This is a genomic window from Streptomyces sp. Act143 (genome assembly GCF_003143935.1).
Classification (GTDB): Bacteria; Actinomycetota; Actinomycetes; order Streptomycetales; family Streptomycetaceae; genus Streptomyces.
Genome location: NZ_QFRX01000001.1, coordinates 3,015,756 through 3,042,478, shown reverse-complemented (window position 1 = coordinate 3,042,478; position 26,723 = coordinate 3,015,756). Strand labels below are relative to the sequence as shown.

27 protein-coding genes and 1 pseudogene are annotated in these 26,723 nt (G+C 71.0%); 13 read left to right on the top strand and 15 right to left on the bottom strand.

What is annotated here, in order from left to right:
- The 3 genes and pseudogenes from DI272_RS13530 to DI272_RS13520 form a co-directional block, all read left to right on the top strand.
- Positions 1-979: pseudogene (locus DI272_RS13530) on the top strand (AraC family transcriptional regulator); the annotation flags it as partial.
- Positions 907-1,641, top strand: coding sequence for an AzlC family ABC transporter permease (locus DI272_RS13525; RefSeq protein WP_109500823.1), 735 nt, complete (start codon positions 907-909; stop codon positions 1,639-1,641). The pseudogene DI272_RS13530 and the gene DI272_RS13525, both read left to right, overlap by 73 nt.
- The gene (locus DI272_RS13520; RefSeq protein WP_109495622.1) at positions 1,638-1,946 is read left to right on the top strand and encodes an AzlD domain-containing protein; all 309 of its coding nucleotides are present in this window, start codon (positions 1,638-1,640) and stop codon (positions 1,944-1,946) included. The genes DI272_RS13525 and DI272_RS13520 overlap by 4 nt, the downstream gene beginning before the upstream one ends.
- Positions 1,947-1,948: 2 nt before the next feature.
- On the opposite strand, the gene DI272_RS13515 is transcribed toward DI272_RS13520, so the two are convergent.
- On the bottom strand, positions 1,949-2,893 hold the full coding sequence (locus DI272_RS13515) for a hypothetical protein (RefSeq protein ID WP_109495621.1): 945 nt from the start codon (positions 2,891-2,893) through the stop codon (positions 1,949-1,951).
- An 80-nt stretch (positions 2,894-2,973) separates the two neighbouring features.
- Here DI272_RS13515 and DI272_RS13510 point away from each other — a divergent pair, with 80 nt between their 5' ends.
- Positions 2,974-3,168 (top strand): DUF3046 domain-containing protein, encoded by a 195-nt coding sequence (locus tag DI272_RS13510; RefSeq protein ID WP_109495620.1) that lies wholly within the window; start codon positions 2,974-2,976, stop codon positions 3,166-3,168.
- A 126-nt stretch (positions 3,169-3,294) separates the two neighbouring features.
- Entirely contained in the window at positions 3,295-4,551 is a 1,257-nt protein-coding gene (locus DI272_RS13505) for an AI-2E family transporter (RefSeq protein WP_109495619.1), read from the top strand.
- A 103-nt stretch (positions 4,552-4,654) separates the two neighbouring features.
- On the opposite strand, the gene DI272_RS13500 is transcribed toward DI272_RS13505, so the two are convergent.
- A complete protein-coding gene (locus DI272_RS13500) occupies positions 4,655-4,999 on the bottom strand; it encodes a class I SAM-dependent methyltransferase (protein ID WP_258314545.1) in 345 nt (114 codons plus the stop codon).
- 376 nt (positions 5,000-5,375) lie between these two features.
- On the opposite strand from DI272_RS13500, the gene recA reads away from it, so the two are divergent.
- Entirely contained in the window at positions 5,376-6,503 is a 1,128-nt protein-coding gene (gene recA / locus DI272_RS13495) for a recombinase RecA (protein WP_109495618.1), read from the top strand.
- 4 nt (positions 6,504-6,507) lie between these two features.
- The gene (gene recX, locus DI272_RS13490) at positions 6,508-7,419 is read left to right on the top strand and encodes a recombination regulator RecX (RefSeq protein WP_109495617.1); all 912 of its coding nucleotides are present in this window, start codon (positions 6,508-6,510) and stop codon (positions 7,417-7,419) included.
- A 164-nt stretch (positions 7,420-7,583) separates the two neighbouring features.
- On the opposite strand, the gene DI272_RS13485 is transcribed toward recX, so the two are convergent.
- From DI272_RS13485 to DI272_RS13455, 8 genes are all read right to left on the bottom strand, one after another.
- Positions 7,584-8,048, bottom strand: coding sequence for a rhodanese-like domain-containing protein (locus DI272_RS13485; protein WP_109495616.1), 465 nt, complete (start codon positions 8,046-8,048; stop codon positions 7,584-7,586).
- Positions 8,045-8,578, bottom strand: a complete 534-nt coding sequence (locus DI272_RS13480) for a cysteine dioxygenase (protein ID WP_109495615.1) — start codon at positions 8,576-8,578, stop codon at positions 8,045-8,047. Before DI272_RS13480 ends, DI272_RS13485 begins: the two co-directional genes overlap by 4 nt.
- Positions 8,579-8,657: 79 nt before the next feature.
- Entirely contained in the window at positions 8,658-8,744 is an 87-nt protein-coding gene (locus DI272_RS46205) for a putative leader peptide (protein ID WP_313960178.1), read from the bottom strand.
- A gap of 235 nt (positions 8,745-8,979) precedes the next feature.
- Positions 8,980-10,578: an FAD-dependent monooxygenase gene (locus DI272_RS13475; RefSeq protein ID WP_109495614.1), complete on the bottom strand. Its 1,599-nt coding sequence runs from the start codon at positions 10,576-10,578 to the stop codon at positions 8,980-8,982.
- A gap of 200 nt (positions 10,579-10,778) precedes the next feature.
- Entirely contained in the window at positions 10,779-11,681 is a 903-nt protein-coding gene (locus DI272_RS13470) for an amino acid ABC transporter permease (protein ID WP_109495613.1), read from the bottom strand.
- Positions 11,678-12,352, bottom strand: a complete 675-nt coding sequence (locus DI272_RS13465) for an amino acid ABC transporter permease (protein WP_109495612.1) — start codon at positions 12,350-12,352, stop codon at positions 11,678-11,680. The genes DI272_RS13470 and DI272_RS13465 overlap by 4 nt, the downstream gene beginning before the upstream one ends.
- 100 nt (positions 12,353-12,452) lie before the next feature.
- Complete coding sequence (locus DI272_RS13460) at positions 12,453-13,298, bottom strand: glutamate ABC transporter substrate-binding protein (protein WP_181387179.1); 846 nt, start codon at positions 13,296-13,298, stop codon at positions 12,453-12,455.
- A 158-nt stretch (positions 13,299-13,456) separates the two neighbouring features.
- On the bottom strand, positions 13,457-14,233 hold the full coding sequence (locus tag DI272_RS13455; RefSeq protein ID WP_109495610.1) for an amino acid ABC transporter ATP-binding protein: 777 nt from the start codon (positions 14,231-14,233) through the stop codon (positions 13,457-13,459).
- A 287-nt stretch (positions 14,234-14,520) separates the two neighbouring features.
- Between DI272_RS13455 and DI272_RS13450 the strand changes: the two genes are divergently transcribed.
- On the top strand, positions 14,521-15,207 hold the full coding sequence (locus tag DI272_RS13450; protein WP_109495609.1) for a response regulator transcription factor: 687 nt from the start codon (positions 14,521-14,523) through the stop codon (positions 15,205-15,207).
- A gap of 9 nt (positions 15,208-15,216) precedes the next feature.
- Entirely contained in the window at positions 15,217-16,599 is a 1,383-nt protein-coding gene (locus DI272_RS13445) for a HAMP domain-containing sensor histidine kinase (RefSeq protein WP_109495608.1), read from the top strand.
- Between the two features lie 138 nt (positions 16,600-16,737).
- Here DI272_RS13445 and DI272_RS13440 read toward each other — a convergent pair whose 3' ends face one another.
- Positions 16,738-17,727, bottom strand: a complete 990-nt coding sequence (locus DI272_RS13440) for a TAXI family TRAP transporter solute-binding subunit (protein WP_109495607.1) — start codon at positions 17,725-17,727, stop codon at positions 16,738-16,740.
- Positions 17,728-17,935: 208 nt separating this feature from the next.
- Here DI272_RS13440 and DI272_RS13435 point away from each other — a divergent pair, with 208 nt between their 5' ends.
- The gene (locus DI272_RS13435; protein WP_109495606.1) at positions 17,936-18,367 is read left to right on the top strand and encodes a MazG nucleotide pyrophosphohydrolase domain-containing protein; all 432 of its coding nucleotides are present in this window, start codon (positions 17,936-17,938) and stop codon (positions 18,365-18,367) included.
- Positions 18,368-18,692: 325 nt separating this feature from the next.
- Here DI272_RS13435 and DI272_RS13430 read toward each other — a convergent pair whose 3' ends face one another.
- Both DI272_RS13430 and DI272_RS13425 read right to left on the bottom strand, forming a co-directional pair.
- Complete coding sequence (locus tag DI272_RS13430; protein WP_109495605.1) at positions 18,693-19,895, bottom strand: cation:proton antiporter; 1,203 nt, start codon at positions 19,893-19,895, stop codon at positions 18,693-18,695.
- Between the two features lie 8 nt (positions 19,896-19,903).
- A complete protein-coding gene (locus tag DI272_RS13425) occupies positions 19,904-20,389 on the bottom strand; it encodes a cation:proton antiporter regulatory subunit (protein ID WP_109495604.1) in 486 nt (161 codons plus the stop codon).
- 168 nt (positions 20,390-20,557) lie between these two features.
- On the opposite strand from DI272_RS13425, the gene DI272_RS13420 reads away from it, so the two are divergent.
- Positions 20,558-21,496, top strand: coding sequence for a sensor histidine kinase (locus tag DI272_RS13420; protein WP_258314544.1), 939 nt, complete (start codon positions 20,558-20,560; stop codon positions 21,494-21,496).
- Positions 21,493-22,143, top strand: coding sequence for a response regulator transcription factor (locus DI272_RS13415; RefSeq protein WP_059198535.1), 651 nt, complete (start codon positions 21,493-21,495; stop codon positions 22,141-22,143). The genes DI272_RS13420 and DI272_RS13415 overlap by 4 nt, the downstream gene beginning before the upstream one ends.
- A 34-nt stretch (positions 22,144-22,177) precedes the next feature.
- Here DI272_RS13415 and DI272_RS13410 read toward each other — a convergent pair whose 3' ends face one another.
- Positions 22,178-22,780, bottom strand: a complete 603-nt coding sequence (locus DI272_RS13410) for a hypothetical protein (RefSeq protein WP_109495602.1) — start codon at positions 22,778-22,780, stop codon at positions 22,178-22,180.
- A gap of 67 nt (positions 22,781-22,847) precedes the next feature.
- The gene (locus tag DI272_RS13405; protein WP_109495601.1) at positions 22,848-24,995 is read right to left on the bottom strand and encodes a hypothetical protein; all 2,148 of its coding nucleotides are present in this window, start codon (positions 24,993-24,995) and stop codon (positions 22,848-22,850) included.
- Positions 24,996-25,095: 100 nt separating this feature from the next.
- Between DI272_RS13405 and miaB the strand changes: the two genes are divergently transcribed.
- Positions 25,096-26,622 (top strand): tRNA (N6-isopentenyl adenosine(37)-C2)-methylthiotransferase MiaB, encoded by a 1,527-nt coding sequence (miaB, locus tag DI272_RS13400; RefSeq protein ID WP_181387178.1) that lies wholly within the window; start codon positions 25,096-25,098, stop codon positions 26,620-26,622.
- Positions 26,623-26,723 lie beyond the last annotated feature (101 nt).

Here is a 26,723-nt window from a genome sequence, read left to right as displayed (position 1 = left end):
AGTTGCCCGGCGTCGATCTGCTGCGGGCCCGGTATGTGCGGAAGAACTTTGTGCGGCACACGCATGAGAACTTCGTGATCGCCGCCATCGCGGACGGTGTGGAGGTCTTTCACTACCGGGGCGCCGATCGGTACGCGGGGGCCGGGGCGCTTGCGCTGGTCGATCCGGACACGCCGCACACCGGGCGGGCCGGAGTTCCCGAGGGGTGGCGGTACGGGGCCGTGTATCCGTCGCCCGAGGTCGTGGCCGGGATCGCCGCCGAGACCACGTCCCTACGGGGGACGCCGGGATTCGTCGCCCCGGTCGTCGACGATCCGTACAGCGTCGGTCTGGTGCACCAGGTACTGCGGGCCGCCGACGAGGGCAACGCCCTGGCCGCCGACACGCTGCTCAGGGTCGCCGTGACCCGCTTGCTGCGGCTCAACGGTGGGCCGCTGCCGCAGCGGGAGGTCCGGACGGCGGGGGCGCGGATGGCGGTACGCGCGCGTGAGGTGCTGGAGGAACGGATGGCCGAGCCGCCGAGCCTGGACGGCCTGGCGCAGGAGCTCGGTGTCGGGTCGTTCGCGTTGTTGCGGGCCTTCCGGGACATGTACGGGATGCCGCCGCACGCCTGGCTCACCGACGCGCGCGTGCGCCGCGCCCGGCTCCTCCTGGACGGGGGCACGTCGCCGGCGGAGGCCGCCGTTGCCGTGGGGTTCACCGATCAGCCGCATCTGAATCGGCACTTCGCGCGGATCGTCGGCGTGCCTCCGGGGGCCTATCAGCGCGAGCGCAAGAACGTACAAGACGTGCGGTCGGGAACCTTCTAGCGTCCGACGCGTGGCAGAACGGACAGCGGAAGAACAGACAGCGGAAGAACAGACAGCGGAAGAACAGACGGCTGCGGGACAGACCGCTTTCGGAGGCATACGCGCCGGTGGTGGAGGGAAGGCGGATGCCGCCGTCGTACGGGACGCCCTCGGGGTCGGGGTTGCCGTAGGGCTCTCCGGGTTCGCCTTCGGGGTGACCTCGGCGGGGAGCGGGCTCACGCTGTTGCAGACGTGTGCGCTCAGCCTTCTGGTGTTCACCGGGGCGTCCCAGTTCGCCCTCGTGGGGGCGCTGGCCGCCGGGGGCAATCCCTTGACCGCGGCCGCCGGGGCGTTCTTCCTCGGTGTGCGCAACGCCTTCTACGGACTTCGGCTGTCGCAGCTGCTGGCCCTTCCGCGCGCGGTGCGGCCGTTCGCCGCCCAGTGGGTGATCGACGAGACGGCGGCCGTCGCGCTGGCCCAGACCGGGCCGCGGCAGGTGCGGATCGGGTTCGCGGTCACCGGGCTCAGCCTGTACGTGCTGTGGAACCTCACCACCCTGCTGGGCGCGCTGGGTGCCGAGGCCGTCGGAGACACCGACGCCTGGGGGATCGACGCCGCCGGGCCCGCCGTGTTCCTGGCGCTGCTCGCGCCGATGCTGAAGAGCACCACCGAGCGGTCCGCCGCCGGCCTCGCCGTGCTGCTGGGGCTCGGGCTGCTGCCCGTGCTGCCCGCCGGGGTCCCCGTTCTGGCGGCCGCCCTCGCGGCTCCCGTCGTGCTGTGGGCGGAGGGCCGTCGGCAGGGACATCAGGGGCGGGTAGAGCGCCGTCGTCAGGGGCGTCAGGGGGAACGGTGAACGTCTGGATCGCGATCGGTGTCACGGCCGTGGGTTGTTACGCCGTCAAGCTTGCCGGGCTGCTCGTTCCCGCGGGCGCCCTGGAGCGGCCTCTGGTACGGCGGCTGGCCGCGCTGCTGCCGGTTGCCCTGCTGGCCGCCCTCACCGCACAGCAGACCTTCGCCGACGGACGTGAGCTGGTGCTGGACGCGAGGCTCGCGGGGGTCGCCGCTGCGGCGGTGGCGCTCGTGCTGCGTGCGCCCTTCCTGCTCGTCGTCGCGGCGGCCGTGGTGGTGACGGCGGGCGTCCGAGCCGTCGGCGGGTGAGCTCAGCCGATCGAGCGGCCGTACGCCCTGAGCGTGCGCAGCGCCTCGATCGTCACCATGGGGCGGGCTTCCAGCGCGGCGCCGGGCGTCCAGGGGCGTCGGCGCATCGGCCAGCCGCCGTCCTCCTGCTGCGCGGCTGCCAGGAAGTCCAAGGAGCGCTCCATCTCCTCGTCCGTGAACCACGCGCGCGCGAGCGAGTACGGCGTCCTGGCGTAGTCGTGCGGGAAGTGGTGCTCGCCCGGGGCGTAGCCGGGAGGGACCGGGTGGCTGTCGAGGTGCCCCGGGTTCAGGACCGCCAGTCGGGTTTCGCGCACCAAGCGGCCCAGCCGGTCCGCGGCGGCCTCCGCGCGTGGGCGGTCGGGAGCGGAGTCCAGGAAGGCCACGGCGGCCTGGATCTCGTAGGGGTGGGACTCCCGCAGGGACTCGACGGCCTGCCAGCAGAAGTCCGTGGCGCGGAACAGCCAGGCGTGCCACACCTCGTTGCGGTGCAGCAGACCGACGACCGGGCCGGTCGCGAGGAGCGCGCTGGGCGGCTCGTCCAGGATCGGGATGGAGGGGGCCGTGGGGTAGCCGCGTTGGCCGGGACGGACCGTAGGCAGGGCGCCGTCCGCGGTGGAGACCGACGTCAGATAGCGGCAGACGCGCTCCACCCGTTGGCCGCCGCAGCGCCCGATGGCGTCCAGGACACGGAGGGCGTGCTCGGTGTGCAGGGGCTGGCTGACCGGGCCGCGCAGATCGGGCTCCAGCGCATGGCCGTACCCGCCGTCCTCGTTGCGGTAGGCGTCCAGCGCGGTCTCCACCGGGTCGGCTTCGCCGTGCAGGAAGTGGTGGGCGAAGCGGCGCTGTTCCAGCACGCGCGCGGTGAGCCAGACGAAGTGCTCGGCGCGGAAGAGCGGGGAGTGCGCCGGGGGCGTCGGGGGGAGTGGGGAAGCTCCTGTTTCGGCCATGCGACAGACCGTAGGGCGGAAAGCGGTCTCGGCAAGCGGTACCGGCCGAGGCCCACCCTCAGGGGCGGGATACTGGAGGCATGCGGTTGACGGTCTTCTGGCAGCGGATGGCGGACCATTTCGGTCCGGGGTACGACGACTCCTTCGCGCGCGACCACGTCATGGCGGAGCTCGGTGGGCGCACGGTGTACGAGGCGCTGGACGCCGGCTGGGACGCCAAGGACGTGTGGCGCGTGGTGTGCGGCGTCATGAACGTGCCCGAAGAGAAGCGTTGACGAGTCATGCGCGTGCCGCGGGACGAGTGCCCGCCGGTCATGAACGTGCCACAGGTGGAGCGCTGACGGGTCACGAAGATCGCAGGGTGGCAGCGGATTGTCAGCGGGGTAGGCGAAACTTGCACCGTGGCACCCACTGACGAGACCGACGAGGTCCCCCAGCACGCTTCCCCGTTCGGTACGACGCCGCCCGCCCGGCCCCCGGCTGACGGCGTCGCCGGGGCGAACGCGCGCATGCCGCGCTGGCTGCCGCGTGCAGTGGTGCTCACCCTCGGTCTCTATGCCGCCTTCCAGCTGAGCACATGGGCCTTCCACCAGCTCACCGGACTGTTGATCAACATCCTCATCGCGTTCTTCCTGGCCCTGGCCATCGAACCCGCGGTGAGCTGGATGGCGTCGCGCGGCATACGCCGGGGGGTCGGCACCTTCCTCGTCTTCCTCGCCGTGATGATCGTGTCCGCCGGGTTCATCACCCTGCTCGGGTCGATGCTCGCGGGGCAGATCATCAAGATCGTCGAGGACTTCCCCGACTACATCGACTCCGTCATCAGCTGGATCAACACGCACTTCCACACCGATCTGAAGCGGATCGACGTCCAGGAGGGCCTGCTCAAGTCCGACTGGCTGCGCAACTACGTGCAGAACAGCGCCACCGGTGTCCTGGACCTGTCCGCCCAGGTCCTCGGGGGCCTCTTCCAACTGCTGACGATCACACTGTTCTCGTTCTACTTCGCCGCGGACGGCCCGCGACTGCGCCGCGCGCTCTGCTCCGTCCTGCCGCCCGCCCGGCAGGCCGAGGTGCTGCGCGCCTGGGAGATCGCGGTCGACAAGACCGGCGGCTATCTGTACTCGCGTGGTGTGATGGCGCTGATCTCCGGCATCGCCCACTACATCCTGTTGCAGGCGCTGGAGGTGCCCAACGCGCCCGTGCTCGCCGTCTGGGTGGGTCTGGTCTCGCAGTTCATCCCGACCATCGGCACGTATCTCGCGGGTGCCCTGCCGATGCTGATCGCGTTCACCGTCGATCCCTGGTATGCGCTGTGGGTGCTGATCTTCGTCGTGGTCTACCAGCAGTTCGAGAACTACATGCTCCAGCCCAAGCTGACCTCGAAGACCGTCGACGTCCACCCCGCCGTCGCTTTCGGTTCGGTCATCGCCGGCACGGCCCTCCTCGGCGCCGTCGGCGCGCTGATCGCCATCCCGGCGGTCGCCACGCTCCAGGCGTTCCTGGGGGCGTACGTGAAGCGGTACGACGTCACGGACGACCCGCGCGTGCACGGCCACCGGCGACAGGTGCCGGAGTCCGGCCTGTTCAAGCGGGCGCGCGATCTCTGGTCACGGCGATCGGAGGACCGGGACCCCCAGGGCGGTACCGGCTCCTAGGCGGTGGGTGACAGACGCCGGTCGGCCACGGCCATCCGGTACCCGACGTCGATCGCCTCGCGGGTGAGCGACTCGGCACAGCGCGTGCGTCAACGGCCGGTTCTCAGGTCGTCGTAGCCTGCGCAGTTCGCTGATCTCGGTGCGCAGGGTCCGTCCAGGGGCGCACGGTCAGCAGGGCCATGACGGTGTCTGCGGCGTTGTCGCGTAACGGGAGGCTCTCCGCGACGGCCTGCACGGCTGGTGCGGCTCCCGCCGGGCGCTGGTCGATCAAGACGCGGCTGGGTTCGACCGCGAGGACCGTCTGGGGAGGCGCGTAGGAACCGGCGCCCGCCCCGATGTTGACCACGTCCGTGGCGTCCCCGAGCGCGGCGTGGATCTGCGCGGCGATGCGGCAATCGGGACGGCGGGGCCGGGCGTATGCCGTGCCGAGGGTGTCGTAGGTGGCCATGGCGGCAGGTATGGGAGGCGCGGAGGGGTGGACGTGAGGGGGAGTCGGAAGGGCGGAGGGCCGGACGTGTGGGGGAGTCGCAGGCACGGAGGCTCGGAAACGCGGTTCGGAATCCCGGTCGCTGTCGGGCCTCGGACGTAGGCTCGGAAGAGCCGCTCGGTGCCGCGTGGTGCGCTTGACACGAAAATCGAACATCCATTCTCATGGAGGCGCGGGCGAGGCCCGAGAAGGACCCACGGTGGGCATTTCGGCACGGTTCAGGTAGATAAGTGCCCGAGTTATCCACAGGCCGGACGGGCGTCGGGGCCCATTGTCAGTGGCAGGCGTTAGCGTCTTTCACGTGAAGCGATCGACTCAAGCAAATCGGGTGGAACCCATGGCAGGAACCGACCGCGAGAAGGCCCTGGATGCCGCGCTCGCACAGATTGAACGGCAATTCGGCAAGGGCGCGGTCATGCGCATGGGCGAGCGGTCGAAGGAGCCCATCGAGGTCATCCCGACCGGGTCGACCGCGCTCGACGTGGCCCTCGGCGTCGGCGGCCTGCCGCGCGGCCGTGTCGTCGAGATCTACGGACCGGAGTCGTCCGGTAAGACCACACTGACCCTGCACGCGGTGGCCAACGCCCAGAAGGCCGGCGGCCAGGTCGCCTTCGTGGACGCGGAGCACGCCCTCGACCCCGAGTACGCGCGCAAGCTCGGCGTCGACATCGACAACCTGATCCTCTCCCAGCCGGACAACGGCGAGCAGGCCCTGGAGATCGTGGACATGCTGGTCCGCTCCGGCGCCCTCGACCTCATCGTCATCGACTCCGTCGCCGCGCTCGTCCCGCGCGCGGAGATCGAGGGCGAGATGGGCGACAGCCACGTCGGCCTCCAGGCCCGGCTGATGAGCCAGGCCCTGCGGAAGATCACCAGCGCGCTCAACCAGTCCAAGACCACCGCGATCTTCATCAACCAGCTCCGCGAGAAGATCGGCGTGATGTTCGGCTCCCCGGAGACCACGACCGGTGGCCGCGCGCTGAAGTTCTACGCCTCGGTGCGTATCGACATCCGCCGCATCGAGACCCTGAAGGACGGCACGGAGGCGGTCGGTAACCGCACCCGAGTCAAGGTCGTCAAGAACAAGGTCGCGCCGCCCTTCAAGCAGGCCGAGTTCGACATCCTCTACGGCCAGGGCATCAGCCGCGAGGGCGGCCTGATCGACATGGGCGTGGAGCACGGCTTCGTGCGCAAGGCCGGCGCCTGGTACACGTACGAGGGCGACCAGCTCGGCCAGGGCAAGGAGAACGCCCGCAACTTCCTGAAGGACAACCCCGACCTCGCCAACGAGATCGAGAAGAAGATCAAGGAGAAGCTGGGCGTCGGCGTCCGTCCCGAGGAGCCCACCACAGAGCCGGGCGCGGACGCGGCGGTCGCCACCCCCGCGGACGACGCCGCGAAGACGGTTCCCGCACCGGCGGCGGCCAAGACGGCCAAGACCAAGGCCGCCGCAGCCAAGAGCTGATGCGGTGACACGGCGAACCGACTGGGCCGAGTACGCCTACCCGGACGCTCCGCGCGACCGGGGCAGGGGTGCCGGTGGCGCCGCAGCGGCCCAGGACAGTCACGGGGGACATGGCGGCGCGCCGCCGTACGGCACGGACGGGGAGTACGGCGGCGGCATGCCGGACGGCGCGCCGGGCGAGGGCATGTCGGTCGGCGACGAGTGGCCGGAGGGCGTTTCCGCCTACGGAACCGGCACCGCCGACGGCGGCTCACGCCGCGGCGGCAGGGGGACACGCGGCGAGGGTGGCTCACGCGGGGGACGTGGGCGCCGTCGGCGTGGCTTCGGAGAGTCGCGCGGCGAACCGTCCGGAGACCCGTCCGCCGAGGACGGAGGTACCCCTTCCTCGTCGAGGGCCGAGAAGGGGGAGCCTTCAGCGGACCCGGTCGAGCGGGCGCGGGCGATCTGTCTGCGCCTGCTGACCGGGACCCCGCGCACCCGCAAGCAACTCGCGGACGCCCTGAGCAAGAAGGGGATTCCGGACGAGGCGGCGGAGGAGGTGCTGTCGCGGTTCGAGGAGGTCGGACTGATCAACGACAGTGCGTTCGCCGACGCCTGGGTGGAGTCCCGGCACCACGGCCGGGGGCTCGCCCGGCGTGCGCTCGCCCAGGAGCTGCGGACCAAGGGCGTGGACTCCACGCTCATCGAGGCAGCCGTCTCACAGCTCGACTCCGAGCAGGAGGAGGCGACCGCGCGGGAGCTGGTCGACCGCAAGCTGCGTGCCACGCGTGGCCTCGACCGGGACAAACGGCTGCGCCGCCTCGCGGGGATGCTCGCCCGCAAGGGGTATCCCGAGGGCATGGCGCTGCGAGTGGTGCGTCAGGCGCTCGAAGAGGAGGGCCAGGAGACGGAGTTCTTGGAGGGGGAGGGGTTCTGAGGCGGGTTCCGGGGGTTTGAGGTAGGCCAGGGCGGTCTGAGGCCGGCGTCGAGGGGACTTGGGGCGGCCCGGAGCAACCCCCTCCGGCCGGCAAAAGCAACGTCACATGGCGCTGCAAGGCACCCCGACATGGCGCTCCAAGCCACCCCCGACACGGCCCCGCTCTACTGCGGCCCCGACATCCGCTGAGCCGCCTCGGTCGCCTCGGCGGTATCGCGGACGTCGGCGACCGGCGTCACCGGCAACCCCGATGCCCGCCAGGCCTGGAACCCTCCCACCAGGTCCGTGGCCCGGTGCAACCCCAACCGGTGCAGGGATGCGGCCGCCAGGCTGGAGGCGTAGCCCTCGTTGCAGATCACCACGACCCGCAGGTCGTGGCTCGTCGCCTCGGGGGCGCGATGGCTGCCGCGCGGATCGAGGCGCCACTCCAGTTCGTTGCGCTCGACGACAAGCGCGCCGGGGATCAGTCCGTCCCGGTCGCGCAGGGCGGCGTAGCGGATGTCCACCAGCAGTGCCTCGCCGCGCCGGGCGGCGTCGTATGCCTCCCGCGCCTCGACCCGGTCGTAGCCGTCGCGTACCTGCTCCAGCAACTCGTCGATGCCGACGGGGTGTTCGGGTGTTCCGCTCACTGCCAGTCCTCCGGACGCTCCACGTGCTCCAGGCGCAGGATCTGCCCGGCGCGGCTGTAGCGGCGGATCTGCGGCAGGGGCGGGTAGTAGGCGTGGACCGAGATCGCGTGCTCGTCCGGAGCCTCGTTGAGCACCTCGTGGACGTGGTGCTGCCCGAAGGAGCGTCCCTTGCCGGCCGACAGCCGTCGTTCCCTGTCCACGCCGTCGGTGAGTTCCAGGGTCCGCCAGCCGTCGGCGGGCAGCCGGGCGGCCAGCGAGTTCTCCTTGAGCTCGCCGGCGGCCGTCACGAAGGCGCCGACGGACTCGGCGTGATCGTGCCAGCCGGTGCCCGTGCCGGGTGGCCAGCCGATCAGCCACGCCTCACTGCCGCCGGGCCCCTCCAGACGTACCCAGGTGCGACCCTCCGGGTCGAGCGGGAGGGCGGAGATCAACTCGGTGTCGGCGGCTGTGCGTCGTACGAAGGCGAGAAGGCCGGCCTGCGTGGGCGCCGCCGACACTGCGGGGGAAACGGGAGCGGGGGAGACAGACACGGGAACCGTCCTGAAGAGCGTTCGCGGAATGCGCGCGACGGCACCACGGGCACGGCACGCGCGGAGAAGGGGAGGCGAATCAGCAGGACGGACGACACACGCAGCCCGCGTAGCGGACCAGGTCCATATGGACCCTCCGCCACAGGCGCACACAGGTGTCGGTCATGGTGCGGAGTACAGCATGACGGTGCAGAACGGTCAACTCACCGTCACTATGTGGAACGCACGCTCGTGCGAACTCCGCACCATGACCGACACCGCACACGATTCCCCCGGCACCCTCCGGCACCCTTCGGCATCCACGGACACCCAGCTCCCGGCCACCCCGGCCCCCGGCACCCCCCTGGGCGCCCCCGCCCGGAGCACGCCTCAGCGGGATCCCGCCCCAGCGCGACCCCGTCTCAGCGCGACCCGGCCTCGGCCTCCGTCCGTGTCGGTCCGCCCACCGTCGCCTCCGCCGCCGCGTACAGGTCGGCGGGCCGGACTCCGCTCAGCGCGGTCACGAGGTGGCCGTCGGGGCGTACCAGGAGGACGCTGTGCGCCGCCGCCCCGGGGTAACTCTCCGCGACCAGCAGCTCGGCGGGGTGCGGCAGCGCCGTCACCGCGGCCGCGAGGCGCGGCATGACGCCGGCCGTCACCCAGTGCTTGCGGTCCCACACACCGGTCCCCGGCGCGATCAGTACGACGAGCAGCGCCCCGCGGCCGAGCCGGTCCCGGAGTCGTACGAACGAACCGTCCTCGGCGGTGACGCGTACATCGGCGACCGGCGCGCCCGGAGCCGTGTCGACGGGCGCCTCGGCCTCCAGGTGCTGGGGCGCCAGCGGGGAGCCGGCGTACGCCCCCGGCGCACCCAGGGCGCCGCGCCCCAGATGGCCGTCGGCGAGCAGCGCGTCGTGGCCCCGGGCCGAGCCGGGGACGTAGGCGCGCAGTCCGCCTCCGCCGCGCAGCAGCGGCAGGGCCTGGTCGGCGGCGCGCAGCCGGGCGGCGACGACCGCGCGCCGCTCGGCCTGGTAGCTGTCGAGGAGCGCCTCGTGCGGGCCGTGGTGCCAGGCGAGCGCCAGTTTCCAGGCGAGGTTGTCGGCGTCCCTGAGCCCTTCGTCCAGCCCCTGGGTGCCGAGCGCGCCGAGCAGATGCGCCGCGTCCCCGGCGAGAAAGACCCGGCCGAGCCGCCAGCGCCGCGCGAGACGGTGGTGGACGGTGTGCACGCCGGTGTCGAGGAGGTCGTACGACGGTGTCGGGCCGCCTGTCCAGCCGGTGAGGGTCTCCCGGACGCGGGACACCAGCAGCTCGGGCGTGACCAGGTCCTTGCCCGGCGGCAGCAGCCAGTCCAGGCGCCACACCCCGTCCGGCAGCGGGCGCGCGGTGACCTCTCCGGCCGACGGTCCGGACGTGCGCCACGGTGGCATCCGATGGAGCAACGCCTGGCCCTCCCACGGAAGTTCCGTGCGCAGCGCGGCGACGGCGTGCCGCTCCACCGCGGTGCGGCCGGGGAAGCGGATGTCCTGGAGTTTGCGGACCGTGGAGCGCGGGCCGTCGCAGCCGACCAGGAAACTGCCGCGCCACCAGGTGCCCTGGGGGCCGCGGGTGTGGGCGGTGACGCCGGAGACCTCCTGCTCGACCGAGTCGAGACGGCTGTCGACGGCGAGTTTGACGAGGCGTTCGTCGGCGAGAGCCTCGCGCAGCAGGCCGGTCAGGACGTGCTGGGCGATGTGCAGGGGCGCCGGTTCCGCCGGGTCGTCGAAAGCGACCTCGCGCATCACCTGCTTGCGGCGCAACGACCGCCATCCGGCCCAGTGGCAGCCGACCCCGTCGAGCGCGACGCCGGTCAACCGCTCGATCAGGGCGGCGGTGTCCTCGCGGAGCACGGCCGTGCGGGCCAGGCGGGGTTCGTCCTTGCCGGGGCCCTCGTCCAGGACGACGGACGGTACGTCCTGACGGGCCAGGGCGAGGGCGAGCGTGAGCCCGACGGGCCCCGCTCCGACGATGATCACCGGGTCCACGGCGAGGCGCCCCCTGCCCGTCGCGGCGTCCTGGGGGACGTGGGTGAACAGAGGGTTGGAGCAGGGTGCACGATCACAGAACGTATGCAACCCATTGCCGGTGCTTGCGTCAAGTGACGGAGGGCAGTGGCGATCATGCCGCTGCCCTCCGTGTCCCACCTGTCACTTGACGGGACGTCAGCCATGCGGTTGACGGAACGTCAGGCGGAGGCTCCGGTCGCGAAGCTGCCGCCGACCTCTCCGGCGTTGATGTCGTCGACGTCATCGGCGCCGAGCACCGCGCCCGTGCTCTTCTTGCTGCGCCGCAGCCGCTTCTCCAGCCAGCTCGCGAAGCTGGTGAGGAGGAAGTTGACGATGATGTAGATGATCGCCACGACGACGAAGCTCTGGATGACGTTGGCGTAGTTCGCCGCGAGGGTCGCGCGCTCGCTGAGCAGCTCGGTGAAGCCGATCATGACGCCGCCGAGTGCGGTGTCCTTCACGATGACGACGAGCTGGCTGACGATGGCCGGGAGCATCGCGGTGACCGCCTGCGGAAGCAGGATCAGGGTCATCGTCTGGCTCTTGCGCAGGCCGATCGCCTGGGCCGCCTCCGTCTGCCCCTTGGGCAGCGCGAGGATGCCGGCCCGGACGACCTCGGCGAGGACCGCGGCGTTGTAGAGCACCAGGCCGGTGACGACCGCGTAGAGCGGCCGGTTCTCGGTGCCGACGTCCGTCGAGCGGGCGTAGACCTCGTTGGCGAACAGCATCAGCAGCAGGACCGGGATGGCGCGGAAGAACTCGACCACCGTGCCGGCCACACCTCGCACCCAGCGGTGGTCCGAGAGGCGGGCGATGCCGAAGACCGCGCCGAGCGGGAGGGCGATCACCATGGCGAGCGCCGCCGCCTTGAGGGTCTCGCCGAGGCCCGGCAGGAGGTAGGTCGTCCAGGCCTCCGACTGGGTGAACGGCTTCCACAGGGACCACTCCAGCTGGCCCTTGTCGTCCAGCGCCGACCAGACCCACCACGCCAGCAGCAGGATCAGGGCGACGAAGACCACCGAGAGGATCACATTGCGCCGCTTGGCGCGGGGGCCCGGAGTGTCGTAGAGGACCGAGCTCATCGCTTCACCGCCAGTCGCTTGCTCAGCCAGCCGAGGAACAGGCCGGTGGGCAGGGTCAGTACCACGAAACCGAAGGCGAAGACCCCGCCGATCAGCAGCGTCTGAGCCTCGTTCTCGATCATTTCCTTCATCAGGTACGCGGCCTCGGCGACGCCGATCGCGGCGGCCACGGTGGTGTTCTTGGTCAGCGCGATCAGCACGTTGGCCAGCGGGCCGATGACCGCGCGGAAGGCCTGCGGCAGCACGATGAGCCGCAGGGTCTGGGTGAAGTTCAGGCCGATCGCGCGGGCCGCCTCGGCCTGGCCCATCGGCACCGTGTTGATGCCGGAGCGCAGCGCCTCGCAGACGAAGGCCGCGGTGTAGGCGGTGAAGCCCAGGATCGCCAGCCGGAAGCCCTGGATCTTGAAGTCCGCGGCGCCCAGTGTCACGTGGAAGATGTCCGCGAGACCCAGCGAGCAGAACAGGATGATCACCGTCAGGGGGATGTTCCGGACGATGTTCACGTAGGCGGTGCCGAACCCACGCATGAGCGGCACCGGGCTGACCCGCATCGCGGCCAGCAGGGTGCCCCAGACCAGGGAGCCGATGCCGGAGAAGAACGTGAGCTTCACCGTCATCCAGAAGGCGCCCAGCAGGGTCGGGTTGTCATAGTCGGAGAGAAAGTCGAACACGATGTCCCGCGCTTCCGGGGTGGGTGGCGTACGTGGACGGCACGGCGCGCCGCCGCCGACATCGCGGTGGACGGCGGCGCGCCGGAGGACCGTTGCGCTTTTACTTGACGATCACGCCGATCTTCGGGGCGGGCTCGTTCTTGTAGTTCGCGGGACCGAAGTTGTCCTGGACGGCCTTGTCCCAGGACTTGTCGCTGACCATCTTCTCGAGGGCCTTGTTGATCTTGTCGACGGTCGCGGTGTCGCCCTTCTTCACACCGATGCCGTAGTTCTCGTTGCTCAGCTTGAGGCCGGCGAGCTTGAACTTGCCCTTGTACTGGGACTGGGCGGCGAAGCCGGCGAGGATCGAGTCGTCGGTGGTGACGGCGTCGACGGTGCCGCTCTGGAGGGCCGCGATGCACTCGGAGTAGCCGCTGTACTCCTTCAGGTTGGCCTTCGGTGCGATGTCGTTCTTGACGTTCTGCGCCGAGGTCGAACCGGTCACCGAGCACAGGTTCTTGCCGTTGAGGTCGGTGCCCTTGGCGATGTCGGAGTCCGCCTTGACCAGCAGGTCCTGGTGGGCCAGCAGGTACGGGCCGGCGAAGTCGACCTTCTGCTTGCGCTCGTCGTTGATCGAGTAGGTCGCGGCGATGAACTTGACGTCACCGCGGGCCAGCGCGTTCTCGCGGTCGGCGCTCTTGGTCTCGACGAACTCGATCTGGTTGGGTTCGTAGCCGAGCTCCTTGGCCACGTACGTCGCCACGTCCACGTCGAAGCCGGAGAAGGAACCGTCGGGCTCCTTGAGGCCGAGACCGGGCTGGTCGTACTTGATGCCGATCTTGATCTTGCCGCCGCCGCCGGAACCGGAGCCCGTGTCGCTGTCGTTGTCGTCCCCGCCGCACGCGGTCGCGGTCAGCGAGAGGACGAGCGCAGCGGCGGCCGCGGCGGTGACCTTGCGGAGCTTCATGGTGAACATCCTTTGTGTGATGAGAGATGTGAGCCGTCGAGGCGGGTGACGCGAGTCTGATGCGTTGTCAGCGGTCGTTGTCGGCGGTCGCTGTCAGCGATCGTTGCCAGCGGTCCCTGTCGGTGGTCCCTGTCAGTGGTCCCTGCCTGTGGTCGCTGTCAGTGGTGCAGGATCTTGGACAGGAAGTCCTTGGCGCGGTCGCTGCGCGGAGCGCTGAAGAACTGGTCGGGCACAGCTTCCTCGACGATGCGGCCGTCCGCCATGAAGACCACTCGGTTCGCCGCCGAACGGGCGAACCCCATCTCGTGGGTGACGACGATCATGGTCATGCCGTCGCGGGCGAGCTGCTGCATGACCTCCAGGACCTCGTTGATCATCTCCGGGTCGAGCGCAGAGGTGGGCTCGTCGAAGAGCATGACCTTGGGGTCCATGGCCAGGGCCCGGGCGATGGCGACGCGCTGCTGCTGGCCGCCGGAGAGCTGAGCGGGGTACTTGTCCGCCTGGCTGCCCACACCGACCCGGTCGAGCAGGGACCGGGCCTTCTCCTCGGCCTTCTTCTTGTCCGCCTTGCGGACCTTGATCTGGCCGAGCATCACGTTCTCGAGCACGGTCTTGTGCGCGAAGAGGTTGAAGGACTGGAAGACCATCCCGACGTCGGCCCGCAGCCGTGCCAGCTCCTTGCCCTCCGCGGGCAGCGGCTTGCCGTCGATGGCGATGGTGCCGGAGTCGATCGTCTCCAGGCGGTTGATGGTGCGGCACAGGGTCGACTTGCCGGACCCGGAGGGTCCGATGACGACGACGACCTCGCCGCGGGCGATCGTCAGATCGATGTCCTGGAGAACATGCAACGCGCCGAAGTGCTTGTTGACGCTCTTCAGGACGACCAGTTCGCCGGTTGCGGCCACATCTTCCTTGGCCACCGATACTTCGGTCATCGCTCTCGGGCTCCGTCCTCCTCGGTTTCGGAGGACAGTAGTGACCCCACGCGACCTGCGTCATTACCTTTGAGGGGAATCTGAGCATCACGATCCGATAGCAATCGGACACGTGTCGTAGCAGTTGTGAGCAGGGCGCATATCGGCCGGGTAACGGAAGCGGTCCGCAACCGGAACCCACTTGACGCCGTCCTCCTCCATCAGCGTGACTGCAACGTGCACGCGCGCGCGTGCACGCGTTTTGTACACAACCAGATCGTACGGCTGATGAAGCGAAGGAGGGCCGGATGAGACTGCTCCTCGTCGAGGACGACAATCACGTCGCCGCCGCCCTGTCCGCGGTGCTGGCCCGGCACGGGTTCGACGTGACACACGCCCGAAGCGGGGAAGAAGCCCTCCAGGCCCTCGTCCCGGAAGGCGACGGCTTCGGCGTCGTCCTGCTCGACCTGGGGCTGCCGGACCAGGACGGTTACGAGGTCTGCGGCAAGATCCGCAAGCGCACCAGCACCCCGGTGATCATGGTCACCGCCCGCTCCGACGTCCGCTCCCGCATCCACGGCCTCAACCTCGGGGCCGACGACTACGTGGTGAAGCCGTACGACACCGGAGAGCTGCTCGCCCGGATCCACGCCGTCAGTCGCCGCACCGCCCACGAGGACGCCCCGGGCGGTGCCGACACCACGCTGGTCCTCGGGCCGGTCCACATCGAGCTGCCGACCCGTCAGGTCAGCGTCGACGGCACCGTCGTCCAGCTCACCCGCAAGGAGTTCGACCTCCTCGCCCTGCTGGCCCAGCGCCCGGGCGTGGTCTTCCGCCGGGAGCAGATCATCAGCGAGGTCTGGCGCACCAGCTGGGAGGGGACCGGGCGCACCCTGGAGGTCCACGTCGCCTCCCTGCGCGCCAAGTTGCGCATGCCGGCCCTCATCGAGACCGTACGCGGCGTCGGCTACCGGCTCGTCGCCCCCTCCTCGTAGCGGGCCCGGGTGCGCACACGACTCCTCCCGCTGCTCATCGTGCTGATGGCGGCCGTGCTGCTGGCGCTGGGCATTCCGCTCGGCATCGGCATGGCCTCGGCGCAGCAGCAGAAAGTGGTCGTCGACCGGATCGACGACACCGCGCACTTCGCGGCCCTCGCCCAGTACGTGACCGGACCGGACGACGAGCGCCAGGACACGCTGGAGAGCGAACTCGAGAGCTACTACGAGGTCTACGACATCCGCGTCGGCGTCTTCTACCGCACCGACGTACCCATGGCCAACGCTCCGGCGACCTGGTTCCTCCCCGAGACGGGCGAGGTGCGCGAGGCGTTCGAGGAGGCGCGGCTCAGCCGGCGCAGCCAGAACCCGCATCAGATCTGGCCCTGGGAGCGCACCCGGCTCGTCGTCGCGTCCCCGGTCATCAGGGACGGTGACGTCGTCGCGGTCGTCGTCACCGACTCGCCGACCGGCGAGATGCGTTCGCGGATCCTGCACAACTGGATGGTCATCGGCGCGGGACTGATGGCCGCGATGCTGCTGGCCGTCGGGGCCGCCCTGCGGCTCACCGGCTGGGTGCTGCGGCCCGTACGCGTCCTGGACGCCACCACGCACGCGATCGCGAGCGGCAGCCTGAAGTCCAGGGTCGCCGCCGCCGGCGGGCCGCCGGAACTGCGGCGCCTGGCCCACTCGTTCAACGAGATGGCGGACAACGTCGAGGACGTCCTGGAGCAGCAGCGCGCCTTCGTCGCCGACGCCTCCCACCAGCTGCGCAACCCGCTCGCGGCGTTGCTGCTGCGCATCGAACTGCTCGCCTTCGAACTCCCCGAGGGCAACAAGGAGATCGCCTCGGTCCAGACGGAGGGCAAGCGCCTCGCGCAGGTCCTGGACGACCTGCTCGACCTCGCCCTGGCCGAACACACCAATGCGGACCTGCGCGTCACCGACATCGGCGCGCTGGCGGAGGAACGCGTCGCGGCGTGGGCGCCGACCGCCGAGGCCAAGGGTGTGACGCTGGTCGGGGAGTGCCCGCCGACCACCGCATGGGCCGACCCGGTCACACTGTCCAGCGCGCTGGACGCGGTCATCGACAACGCGGTGAAGTTCACGCCCGAGGGCGAGCGCGTCGAGGTGACGGTCTCCTCCAACGGCGAGACGGTGAGCGTCGTCGTCAGGGACAACGGCCCCGGCCTCACCGACGAGGAACTCGCCCGGGTGGGCGATCGCTTCTGGCGCAGCGGCCGCCACCAGAACATCAAGGGCTCCGGCCTGGGTCTGTCCATCTCACGGGCGCTGCTGGCCGCGGGTGGGGGCGCGATTTCCTACGAGCACCACCAACCGCACGGCTTGAAGGTGACGGTGACGGTCCCGCGGAGCGCCGCCTCGGCGTGACGGTGGCTACGGCTGGAACGAGCGGTAGTGCCGCCTCGGCGTGATGGTGGCTACGGCTGGAACGAGCGGTAGTGCCGCTTCGGCGTGATGGTGGCTATGGCTTGACCAGGCGGTAGTGCCGCCTCGGCGTCACGCTGCCTATGGCTTGACCGAGCGGTAGTAGCGCCGGGCGCCGTCGTGGAGTTGCAGCGGTGAGGTGTAGATCGCCGTGCGCAGATCGACCAGCTGGGCCGAGTGCACATTGGCGCCGATCTTGTCCCTGCTGTGCAGGACGGTCCGGGTCAGCCACTCGGTGAGGCGGGGGTTGAGGTCCTTGCGGGTGATCAGCAGGTTGGAGACGGCGATCGTCGGGACCGAGTAGCCCTCCTGGACGTCGTACGTCGACTCCGGGATGTTGGTCGGGCGGTAGTAGCGCGTGGCCGCGCCCTGGGTGTGGAGCTTGCTGATCAGGCTGCTGCCTATCGGCACGAATTTGAAGGACTCGCTCGCGGCGAGCGTCTGCAGCCCCCGGGTCGGCAGTCCACCGGACCAGAAGAACGCGTCGAACGTGTGGCCGAGCTGGGACGCGTCGTTGATGCCGTACGGCAGGGCCGTGATGTCCTTGCCCGGATCGATGCCGGCCGCCTCCAGCACCCGGTCGGCGATCAGCCGCACTCCCGACTTGGGCAGTCCCACGGCCACCCGCTTCCCCTTCAGGTCGGCGACCGACCGGATGTCGGAGCCCGGCGGGACGATCAGCTGCACGTAGTCGTCGTAGAGCCGCGCGACACCGCGCAGCCGGGCGGCTTCGGCCGGGTGGTCGAGCGTGTACGTCTCGACGGCGTCGGCCGCCGCGATGGCGAAGTCGGCCTCACCGGACGCCACGCGCGAGACGTTGTCCTGGGAGCCGGCGCTGGTCTTCAGCTCGACCTTCAGGTCGGGCATGTCCTTGGCGAACTCGTTGCTGAGCTGTTTGCCGTACTCCTCGTAGACGCCGCCGCGCGAGCCCGTGCTGAACGTGATCGTTCCGCCGGGGGGCTCCTCGCCGAGCGGCAGCAGCCACCACAGCAGCAGCCCGAAGGCCACGAAACCGGCGGCCGCGCCTTGAAGCGCCCGGCTCCTGCTGATGCGGGGGAACGTGCTGGACATGCGCGCGATCCTGCCAGGCCGGATGCGGTGCTGGCCAGGGTGGGGGTCACAGGGGGTGTGGTGGGGGGTGGGATGGGGGCGTTGGGTGTGCCGGTGCCGGTGCCGGTGCCGGTGCCGGTGCCGATGCCGGAGGCAGGGTGGGCGGTGAGCGGCGGGGGGCGAGCGGTGGGCTTCGGGTGGTGTCAGTGGTGGTCGGTAGGGTCGCGTCATGAGTTCTTCGCCCGCCGACCTCGTCCGCGCGTTCCATCTCGCCATGGGGCTCGACGCCCGCAGCACGCCGACAAGGGTGTCGCCGGAGTTGGGTGCCCACCGCGGTGAGCTGCTGGCCGAGGAGGCCGCGGAGGTGGCCGAGGTGTCCGTGGACGGCCCCCTGGACCGGCTGGCCCACGAACTCGCCGATGTGGTCTACGTCGCGTACGGCACCGCTCTTGTCCACGGCATCGATCTCGACGCGGTGATCGCCGAGATCCACCGCTCCAACATGACCAAGCTGGGGCCCGACGGGCGTGTGGCCCGCCGAGCCGACGGCAAGGTGCTGAAGGGGGAGCACTACGAGGCGCCGGACGTGTCCGGGGTGCTGCGGCGGCAGGGCTGGGTGCCGGAGGACGGCGTCGACCAGGCACCGGAGGAGGTGGCCTGACCCGGCCGCCCACGGTCTGCCCGCCTGACTTTCCCCGGCCTGCCGAGCTGACTGTCCCGGGGTCTGCCCATCCGGCTTTCCCCGGCCTGCCGAGCTGACTGTCCCGGGGTCTGCCCATCCGGCTTTCCCCGACCGCCTAGCTGACTGTGCCGGGGTCTGCCCATCCGACTTTCCCCGGCCCGCCTACCTGACTGTGCCGGGGTCTGCCCACCTGACTGTCCGGAGGTCTGCCCACCTGACTGTCCGGAGGTCTGCCCACCTGACTGTCCCCGGGCCAGCCTGCCCCCGCCCCCTCAGCCGAGCACCGACGCTTTCCATCCCCCCTTCACTCGACCACGGACGGCTCCCGCACCGCCTCCTCCCGCCGCTCGCGGACCCGCCCGGTCCATCTCGACGCCAGCGGTTCCGTGTAGCGCGCGGTCAGGGGGCCGAGGACGACCAGGATCAGGACGTACGCCGTGGCGAGTGGGCCGAGGGACGGTTCGATGCCGGCGCCGACCGCCAAGCCCGCGATGACGATCGAGAACTCGCCGCGGGCCACCAGTGCCCCACCGGCCCGCCAGCGCCCTTTCTCGGAGATGCCGGCCCGCCGAGCGGCCCAGTACCCGGTGGCGATCTTCGTCGCGGCCGTGACCAGCGCCAGCGCGAGGGCGGGCAACAACACCGGCGGAATGCTCGCCGGGTCCGTGTGCAGGCCGAAGAAGACGAAGAAGACCGCGGCGAACAGGTCACGCAGCGGGCTGAGCAGCGTGTGCGCCCCTTCCGCCACCTCGCCCGACAGCGCGATGCCCACCAGGAAGGCGCCCACCGCCGCCGACACCTGGAGCTGCTGGGCGACGCCCGCCACCAGGATCGTCAGCCCCAGCACCACCAGGAGCAGCTTCTCGGGGTCGTCGCTCGACACGAAGCGCGAGATCAGGCGGCCGTAGCGGACCGCCACGAACAGCACAAGGCCCGCCGCGCCCAGTGCGATCGCCAGTGTCACGCTCCCGGCCACCAGCCCCGCGCCCGCCACCAGCGCGGTGACGATCGGCAGGTACACGGCCATCGCCAGGTCCTCCAGGACCAGCACGCTGAGGATCACCGGGGTCTCCCGGTTGCCGACCCGGCCGAGGTCGCCGAGGACCTTCGCGATCACGCCCGACGACGAGATCCAGGTGACGCCCGCCAGGACCACCGCGGCCACCGGGCCCCAGCCCAGCAGCAGCGCGGCCGCCGCTCCCGGCAGGGCGTTGAGGGCGGCGTCGACCAGGCCCGACGGATAGTGCGCCTTGAGGTTGGTGACCAGGTCGCCCGCCGAGTACTCCAGGCCGAGCATCAGCAGGAGCAGGATGACGCCGATCTCGGCGCCGGTCGCGACGAACTCCTCGCTCGCGCCGAGCGGCAGCAGCCCGCCCTCGCCGAAGGCCAGCCCGGCCAGCAGGTAGAGGGGGATGGGGGAGAGCCGGAACCGGGCCGCGAACCGACCCAGCAGGCCGAGGCCGAGGATGATGGAACCGAACTCGATCAACAGAACCGCGGAGTGCACCGGTCCGCTCACTCCCGCCCGAGTATCGCCGCGGCGGCGTCGACGCCCTCACGGGTGCCGACGACGATGACCGTGTCCCCGCCCGCGAGCCGGAAGTCCGGCGCCGGGGACGGGATCGCCGCCGCCCGCCGCAGCACGGCCACGATCGAGGCGCCCGTCTCCGTCCGCATCCGGGTCTCGCCCAGCAGCCGTCCGTTCCAGAGCGAGGCCGCCGCGACCTCGATGCGCTCGGCGACCAGGCCCAGGTCGGTGGTGTAGAGGAGGTTCGCGCTGTGGTGCGACGGCTTCAGCGCGTCGATCAGCGAGCCCGCCTCCGCCCCGGTCAGCCGCAGCGACTGCGCGCAGGAGTCGGGGTCGTCTGCCTGGTACACGCTCACCGTCCGCGCGCCGTCGCGGTGCGCCACCACGGACAGATGGCGGTGTTCGCGGGTCACGAGGTCGTACTGGACCCCGATTCCCGGCAGCGGCGTCGCCCTCAGGCGCGGTGCAGACACGTTTCTTCCCCTCATGGTCGGTGATCGCGGGAGCCGGATCTGCATGCTGCCACCGCCCCGTACGGTGGCGACATGGGTGGCGTCACGGATATACGCGAGCACGCGGGCAGGGCGAGGCTGGCCCCGCAGGCACCGAGGGAGCGGAGGGAGAGGGGCGGGAACACCAACGTGTCGCTGTTCTGGCGGATCTTCTCGCTCAACGCCGCCGGCCTGGTCGTCGCCGCCGCGCTGCTGCTGGGCCCGGTCACCGTGTCGACCCCCGTGACCCCGGCCGAGGCGGTCGTCGTGGTCGTGGGCCTTGCCCTGCTGCTGGCGGCCAACGCGCTGGTCCTGCGCATCGGCCTCGCCCCGCTGCGGCGGCTTGGCCACGCCATGGCCGCCGCCGACCTGCTGCGGCCCGGAGCCCGGGCGGCCGTGGCCGGTCCCAGCGAAGCGGCGGCGCTCATCACGACGTACAACACCATGCTCGACCGACTGGAGGCCGAGCGCGCCGCCGGAGCCGCCCGGGCCCTGTCCGCGCAGGAGCGCGAACGCCGCCACGTCGCGCGCGAGCTGCACGACGAGGTCGGCCAGACCCTCACCGCGGTCCTTCTCCAGCTCAAGCGCGTCGCCGACCGGGCCCCCGAGGAGCTGCGTGAGGAGGTGAGCCAGGCTCAGGAGGCCACCCGCGCGGGTCTCGACGAGATCCGCCGCATCGCCCGTCTGCTGCGCCCCGGCGTCCTGGAGGAGCTGGGCCTGGCCAGCGCCCTGCGCGCGCTCGCCGGCGAGTTCAGTGCCCCCGGCCTGACGGTGCGCCACCACGTCCCCGGCGGACTGCCGCCCCTGACCGAGGAGTCGGAACTCGTGCTCTACCGGGTGGCTCAGGAGGGCCTCACCAACACCGCACGGCACTCCGCCGCCGACCGCGCCGAGATCCGGCTCCAGCGGGTCGCGGACGGTGTCGAACTCCTCGTACGCGACAACGGCAAGGGGCTGGGGGACGCCACCGAAGGGGCCGGGATCCGGGGGATGCGGGAACGGGCCCTGCTGATCGGGGCGGAGCTGAGTCTGGCGGGAGCGCCGGACGGGGGAACGGATGTTCGATTGCTCGTTCGGGGGAACCGATGACCCCCGTTCGTGTACTGCTCGCCGACGACCACACCCTCGTACGACGGGGCGTACGACTGATCCTCGACGGCGAGGACGATCTCACGGTCGTGGCGGAGGCCGGGGACGGGGCGGAGGCCGTCGAGCTGGCTCGCGCGCGTGAGGTCGATCTGGCCGTCCTCGACATCGCCATGCCCCGGATGACCGGCCTCCAGGCGGCCCGCGAACTGTCGCGACGACTGCCCGGCCTGCGCATCCTCATCCTGACCATGTACGACAACGAGCAGTACTTCTTCGAGGCGCTCAAGGCCGGGGCCAGCGGTTATGTGCTGAAGTCCGTCGCCGACCGGGACCTGGTCGCGGCCTGCCGGAGCGCCGTGCGCGACGAGCCGTTCGTCTATCCGGGCGCGGAACGCGCTCTTGTACGGTCGTATCTGGACCGGCTGCACCGGGGCGACGCGCTGCCCGCGCGGGCCGTCACCGAGCGCGAGGAGGAGATCCTCAAACTCGTCGCCGAGGGGCACACCTCCAAGGAGATCGGCGAGCTGCTGTTCATCAGCACCAAGACGGTCGAACGCCACCGCGCGAACCTGCTGGCCAAGCTCGGGATGCGGGACCGGCTGGAGCTGACCCGGTACGCGATCCGCGCGGGGCTGATCGAGCCGTGAGGCGTGCGGGCCGGCCGCGCGGCGCCCGCGCGGATCAGTAGCGCTGCGCCTTCGCGACCACGGCGGTCAGTTTCGGCTCCGCCGGTTCCGTGCTGACGGCGAGCGGCTGGGCCTTCGCGCCGGGCTTGAGGTCCTCCGCGCCGACGTACCGGGTCTGGACGACCTTGCCGTCGGGGTCGCGGAAGTCGACCTGGACGGCATAGGAGGCGGTCTCGTCCGTGCTGTTGCGGATGTTCACCACGAGGGCGAGCAGGCCGGCCGTCTCCGAGCGCGGTTTGCCGGTCAGGGAGACGTCGGCGGTGGCGTTGCCCTTGCCCTCGACGTCCTTCAGCGCGTTCTTGGCGGCCTGGTTGGCACGCTCGGTCTCCGCGGACACCGAGGCGAGCCATGCGGAGGCCTGTGCCGAGGCGGAGGAGGACGCGGCCGAGACCGACGCCTTGACGGACTCCTTGAGAGAGGCGAGGGCGGACGCGGCCGAACCGGAGAAGGACGCCGTGGCGGCGGCGGAGGCGCTGGACGAGGAACCGCCGTCGTCGCTGTCCGAACCGCACGAGACGAGCGACGCCGCGCTCACCGCGGCCAGGACGAGTGCGGACAGCGCGGTCGCGGCGCGGTGCCGTGGGGTGGCGTGGAACATGAGATCCTCTCGGCGTCATATGTCATGTTTTGTTCCCATCGTGTGGGTGGTCGGCCGCCCCGGCCACTCAACGCTGGGCGTTGAGCGCGTCCACCGCCCCGCGCGCGTCGCCGATCGTCGTGTAGTCGACGGCGACGAAGTTGACCGGCCGGCCCCGCTCCCGCTCGCACTTCTCGACGCGGTCCAGGACGTAGTCGCGCGCGTTGACCTCGCCCGCGTCCAGCCGGCTGCCGCCGCCCGCGGTGATGAAGTGGTTGAGCAGGAACAGGCGCTTGCCGGTGCCGCCCCGGTGCGGCACACAGCTCATCTGGTCGGGACGCCGGAAGGAGAACGGCGTCTCCATGCCGTAGCGGTAGAAGTTCCGGTACCACGCGGCCGGGCCGTCCGCCTGCTCGGCGAAGACGACGAGCCGCCGACCGCTGTCGATCATGTCGCCCAGCGTCGGCCACGGCTCCGCGGGATTCTCGTCCGGCGTGAAGACGAGGTCGGAGAGCCCGGCCTGTGCGACGGCCTTCGCGGTGTCCTCGCCCGAGATCGCGTCCTGCACGATCAGGGTGAGCACCTCGGTCGGATGCTCGCGCATCCAGTCGCCGATCTCCCGCAGCTCCGGCACCAGTTCGACCGCACCGGCCCGGCACACGGCATGGCACAGCCACAGCCCGTCACGCGGCGGGTTGACCTTGTTGACGACGTGGGCGATCAGCGCCCGCTGCTCGGCCGAGAAGTCGGACCCGTCGAGCCGCGCGGTGATCTCGTCGGGCCGCTCCCAGCGGTACGTGTCGAGCTGGAGGGCCCGCACCCCGTCGTCCAGCTGTGTGCTGATGGCCGGGTCCTGGAGCGGTCCGATGAACCGGTCGACGGTGGTCGACATGGCGTTGTGCGAGGTCAGGAAGGCCACCTCGTCGTAAGGCCGGTCGCACAGCCGCACGCTGCCCTCGCACCGGCGCGGCGCGGAGGGCGCGGCCAGCGGCACCAGAACGAGCCCGGCGAGCGCGAAGGCGCTCACACCGGCCGCCAGCGGACGGGCGTACGCGGCCGCCGGCGCCGTCCGCAGCCGGGGCCGTACCTGGAGAGCCCACCCGAAACCGGCCAGCAGCGCCCCCGCCACCAGCGGGACCAGGGCACTGCCCAGGGCCGCGACCGTCATGTCGTCGACGGCTGTGCGCTGGAGGTCGTCGACGAGGCGGGCGAGGCCGGTCGGCCAGCTCGGCGCCGGATCGACGATCCGGCCGTCGCCGACGAGACGTACGAGGACGACGGCCAGGGCGGTGAGCAGGCCACCGGCGGCGAGGGCCCAGCCCAGCAGCATCGGGCGCCGGCCGGGCGCGGCGGAACCGGTGGCCCACAGCACCGCCAGGGAGACGACCAGCAGCGCGGCGGCGACGGCCTCCACGATCCCCAGCCCGACCGCAGTGTACGGCCGGAGCTCGTGCAGGGCCGTGAGGTCCAGCGGCCGGTCCAGGTTCCACTCGCTGCCCCCGGCGAGCGTCCGCAGCCGGGCGACCGCCGCGTGGGTGCGCTCGGACACCACCATGGGCGCCACGGTGGCGAGCACGGCACCGATGTCCCCGTCGCGCAGGGCCGCTTCGACCTCCGGCCGCAGGCCCGCCCGCCGCTCCTCGGGCAGTGCGGCGAGGACGTGCTCGGCGGCCCGGGCGGCCTGCTCCTCGGTGAGCGGGAGGGCGGGCAGCGAGTCGGGGACGCGTCCCGCGACGACGTTCTCCAGGGCGGCCGACAGATCGGCCGAGAACGCGTCGAAGTCCGGCTCGGCCCGGTTCTGCACGGAGGCGACGAGATCGCCGAAGTAGATCTGCGCAAGGTCGTCGACGTTGTCCAGCACCGGGCGCAGATCGACGGACAGGGCAAGGGTGTCGCGGTCGCCGCGCAGGTACCCGACGACGTCGTCGATCTGCTCCTGGGTGAGCTCCCGGACCGTTTCCGGAGGCAGCACCAGCTTGATGTTGGAGGTCACCACGGCCTCCGGCACCGGCAGCCCGGCCAGCAGACTCCGGGTCACGGCCGCCGCCCGCGGATCGACCAGGACCTCGTTGTACAGCCGGGTGTACGCCTTCTCCTCGTCCAGCACCGACCCGTAGAAGCCCGCCGAGACGACCGTGGCGCGCGCGGTGGCCGCCGCGGCGACGATCAGCGTGCAGAGCACGGCCGCGGCGAAGGCGAGGACGCGCAGCGCTCTGCGCGGGGTCACGGAATCCATGGGCCACCTGCTCCTCATGGTGATCTCACCTCGAGGACCCCGCACCCCGGGGCGTCACGGCCCTGCGCGAGGCGTTCCCGGGACCGCCTACCCTTGAGCCATGACCATCAGCAGCGACCGGAGCCCGGCAGTGGACGTCTCAGTGCCCAAGACCTACGAAGTCCGTACCTACGGGTGCCAGATGAACGTCCACGACTCCGAGCGATTGTCCGGACTGCTGGAGGAGGCCGGGTACGTGCGCGCGCCCGAGGGCTCCGACGGGGACGCGGACGTGGTGGTCTTCAACACGTGCGCGGTGCGCGAGAACGCCGACAACCGGCTCTACGGCAACCTCGGCCGCCTCGCGCCCAGGAAGGCCTCCCGGCCCGGCATGCAGATCGCGGTCGGCGGGTGCCTGGCGCAGAAGGACCAGGACACCATCGTGAAGAAGGCGCCCTGGGTGGACGTCGTCTTCGGCACGCACAACATCGGCAAGCTGCCGGTCCTGCTGGAACGCGCGCGCGTGCAGGAAGAGGCGCAGGTCGAGATCGCCGAGTCGCTGGAGGCGTTCCCCTCCACGCTGCCGACCCGCCGCGAGAGCGCCTACGCCGCCTGGGTCTCGATCTCCGTCGGCTGCAACAACACCTGCACCTTCTGCATCGTCCCGGCGCTGCGCGGCAAGGAGAAGGACCGTCGCACCGGCGACATCCTCGCCGAGATCGAGGCCCTGGTCTCCGAGGGCGTCTCCGAGATCACGCTGCTCGGTCAGAACGTCAACGCGTACGGCTCCGACATCGGCGACCGCGAGGCCTTCAGCAAGCTGCTGCGGGCCTGCGGGAAGATCGAGGGCCTGGAGCGCGTCCGCTTCACCTCCCCGCACCCGCGCGACTTCACCGACGACGTCATCGCCGCCATGGCCGAGACGCCCAACGTGATGCCGCAGCTGCACATGCCGCTCCAGTCCGGCTCGGACACGGTCCTGAAGGCGATGCGCCGCTCGTACCGGCAGGAGCGTTTCCTCGGGATCATCGAGAAGGTGCGGGCCGCGATGCCGGACGCCGCGATCTCGACCGACATCATCGTCGGCTTCCCCGGCGAGACCGAGGAAGACTTCGAGCAGACCATGCACGTGGTCCGCGAGGCCCGCTTCACGAACGCCTTCACCTTCCAGTACTCCAAGCGCCCCGGAACCCCGGCCGCGACCATGGAGGGCCAGATCCCCAAGGAGGTCGTCCAGGCGCGCTACGAGCGGCTCGTCGCCCTCCAGGAGGAGATCTCCTGGGACGAGAACAAGAAGCAGGTCGGCCGCACGCTGGAGTTGATGGTCGCCGAGGGCGAGGGCCGCAAGGACGGCTCCACCCACCGCCTCTCCGGCCGCGCCCCCGACAACCGCCTGGTCCACTTCACCAAGCCCGACGAGGAAGTGCGCCCCGGTGACGTCGTGACGGTCGAGATCACGTACGCCGCCCCGCACCACCTCCTCGCCGAGGGCCCCGTCCTGAGCGTGCGCCGTACGCGCGCGGGCGACGCCTGGGAGAAGCGCAACGCGGCCGAGGCGGCCAAGCCGGCGGGCGTGATGCTCGGGCTGCCCCAGATCGGCGTCCCGGCACCGCTGCCGGCGGCGACGGGGGGCTGCGCGGCCCACTGACGGCACGAGGACGGCGCCGCACGGGGTGCGGCGCTGTGCGGGACACGGCGCCGGCCTGTACGGGGTGCGGGGCCGGGGCTGTGGTGGGGTTCGGTGCGGTA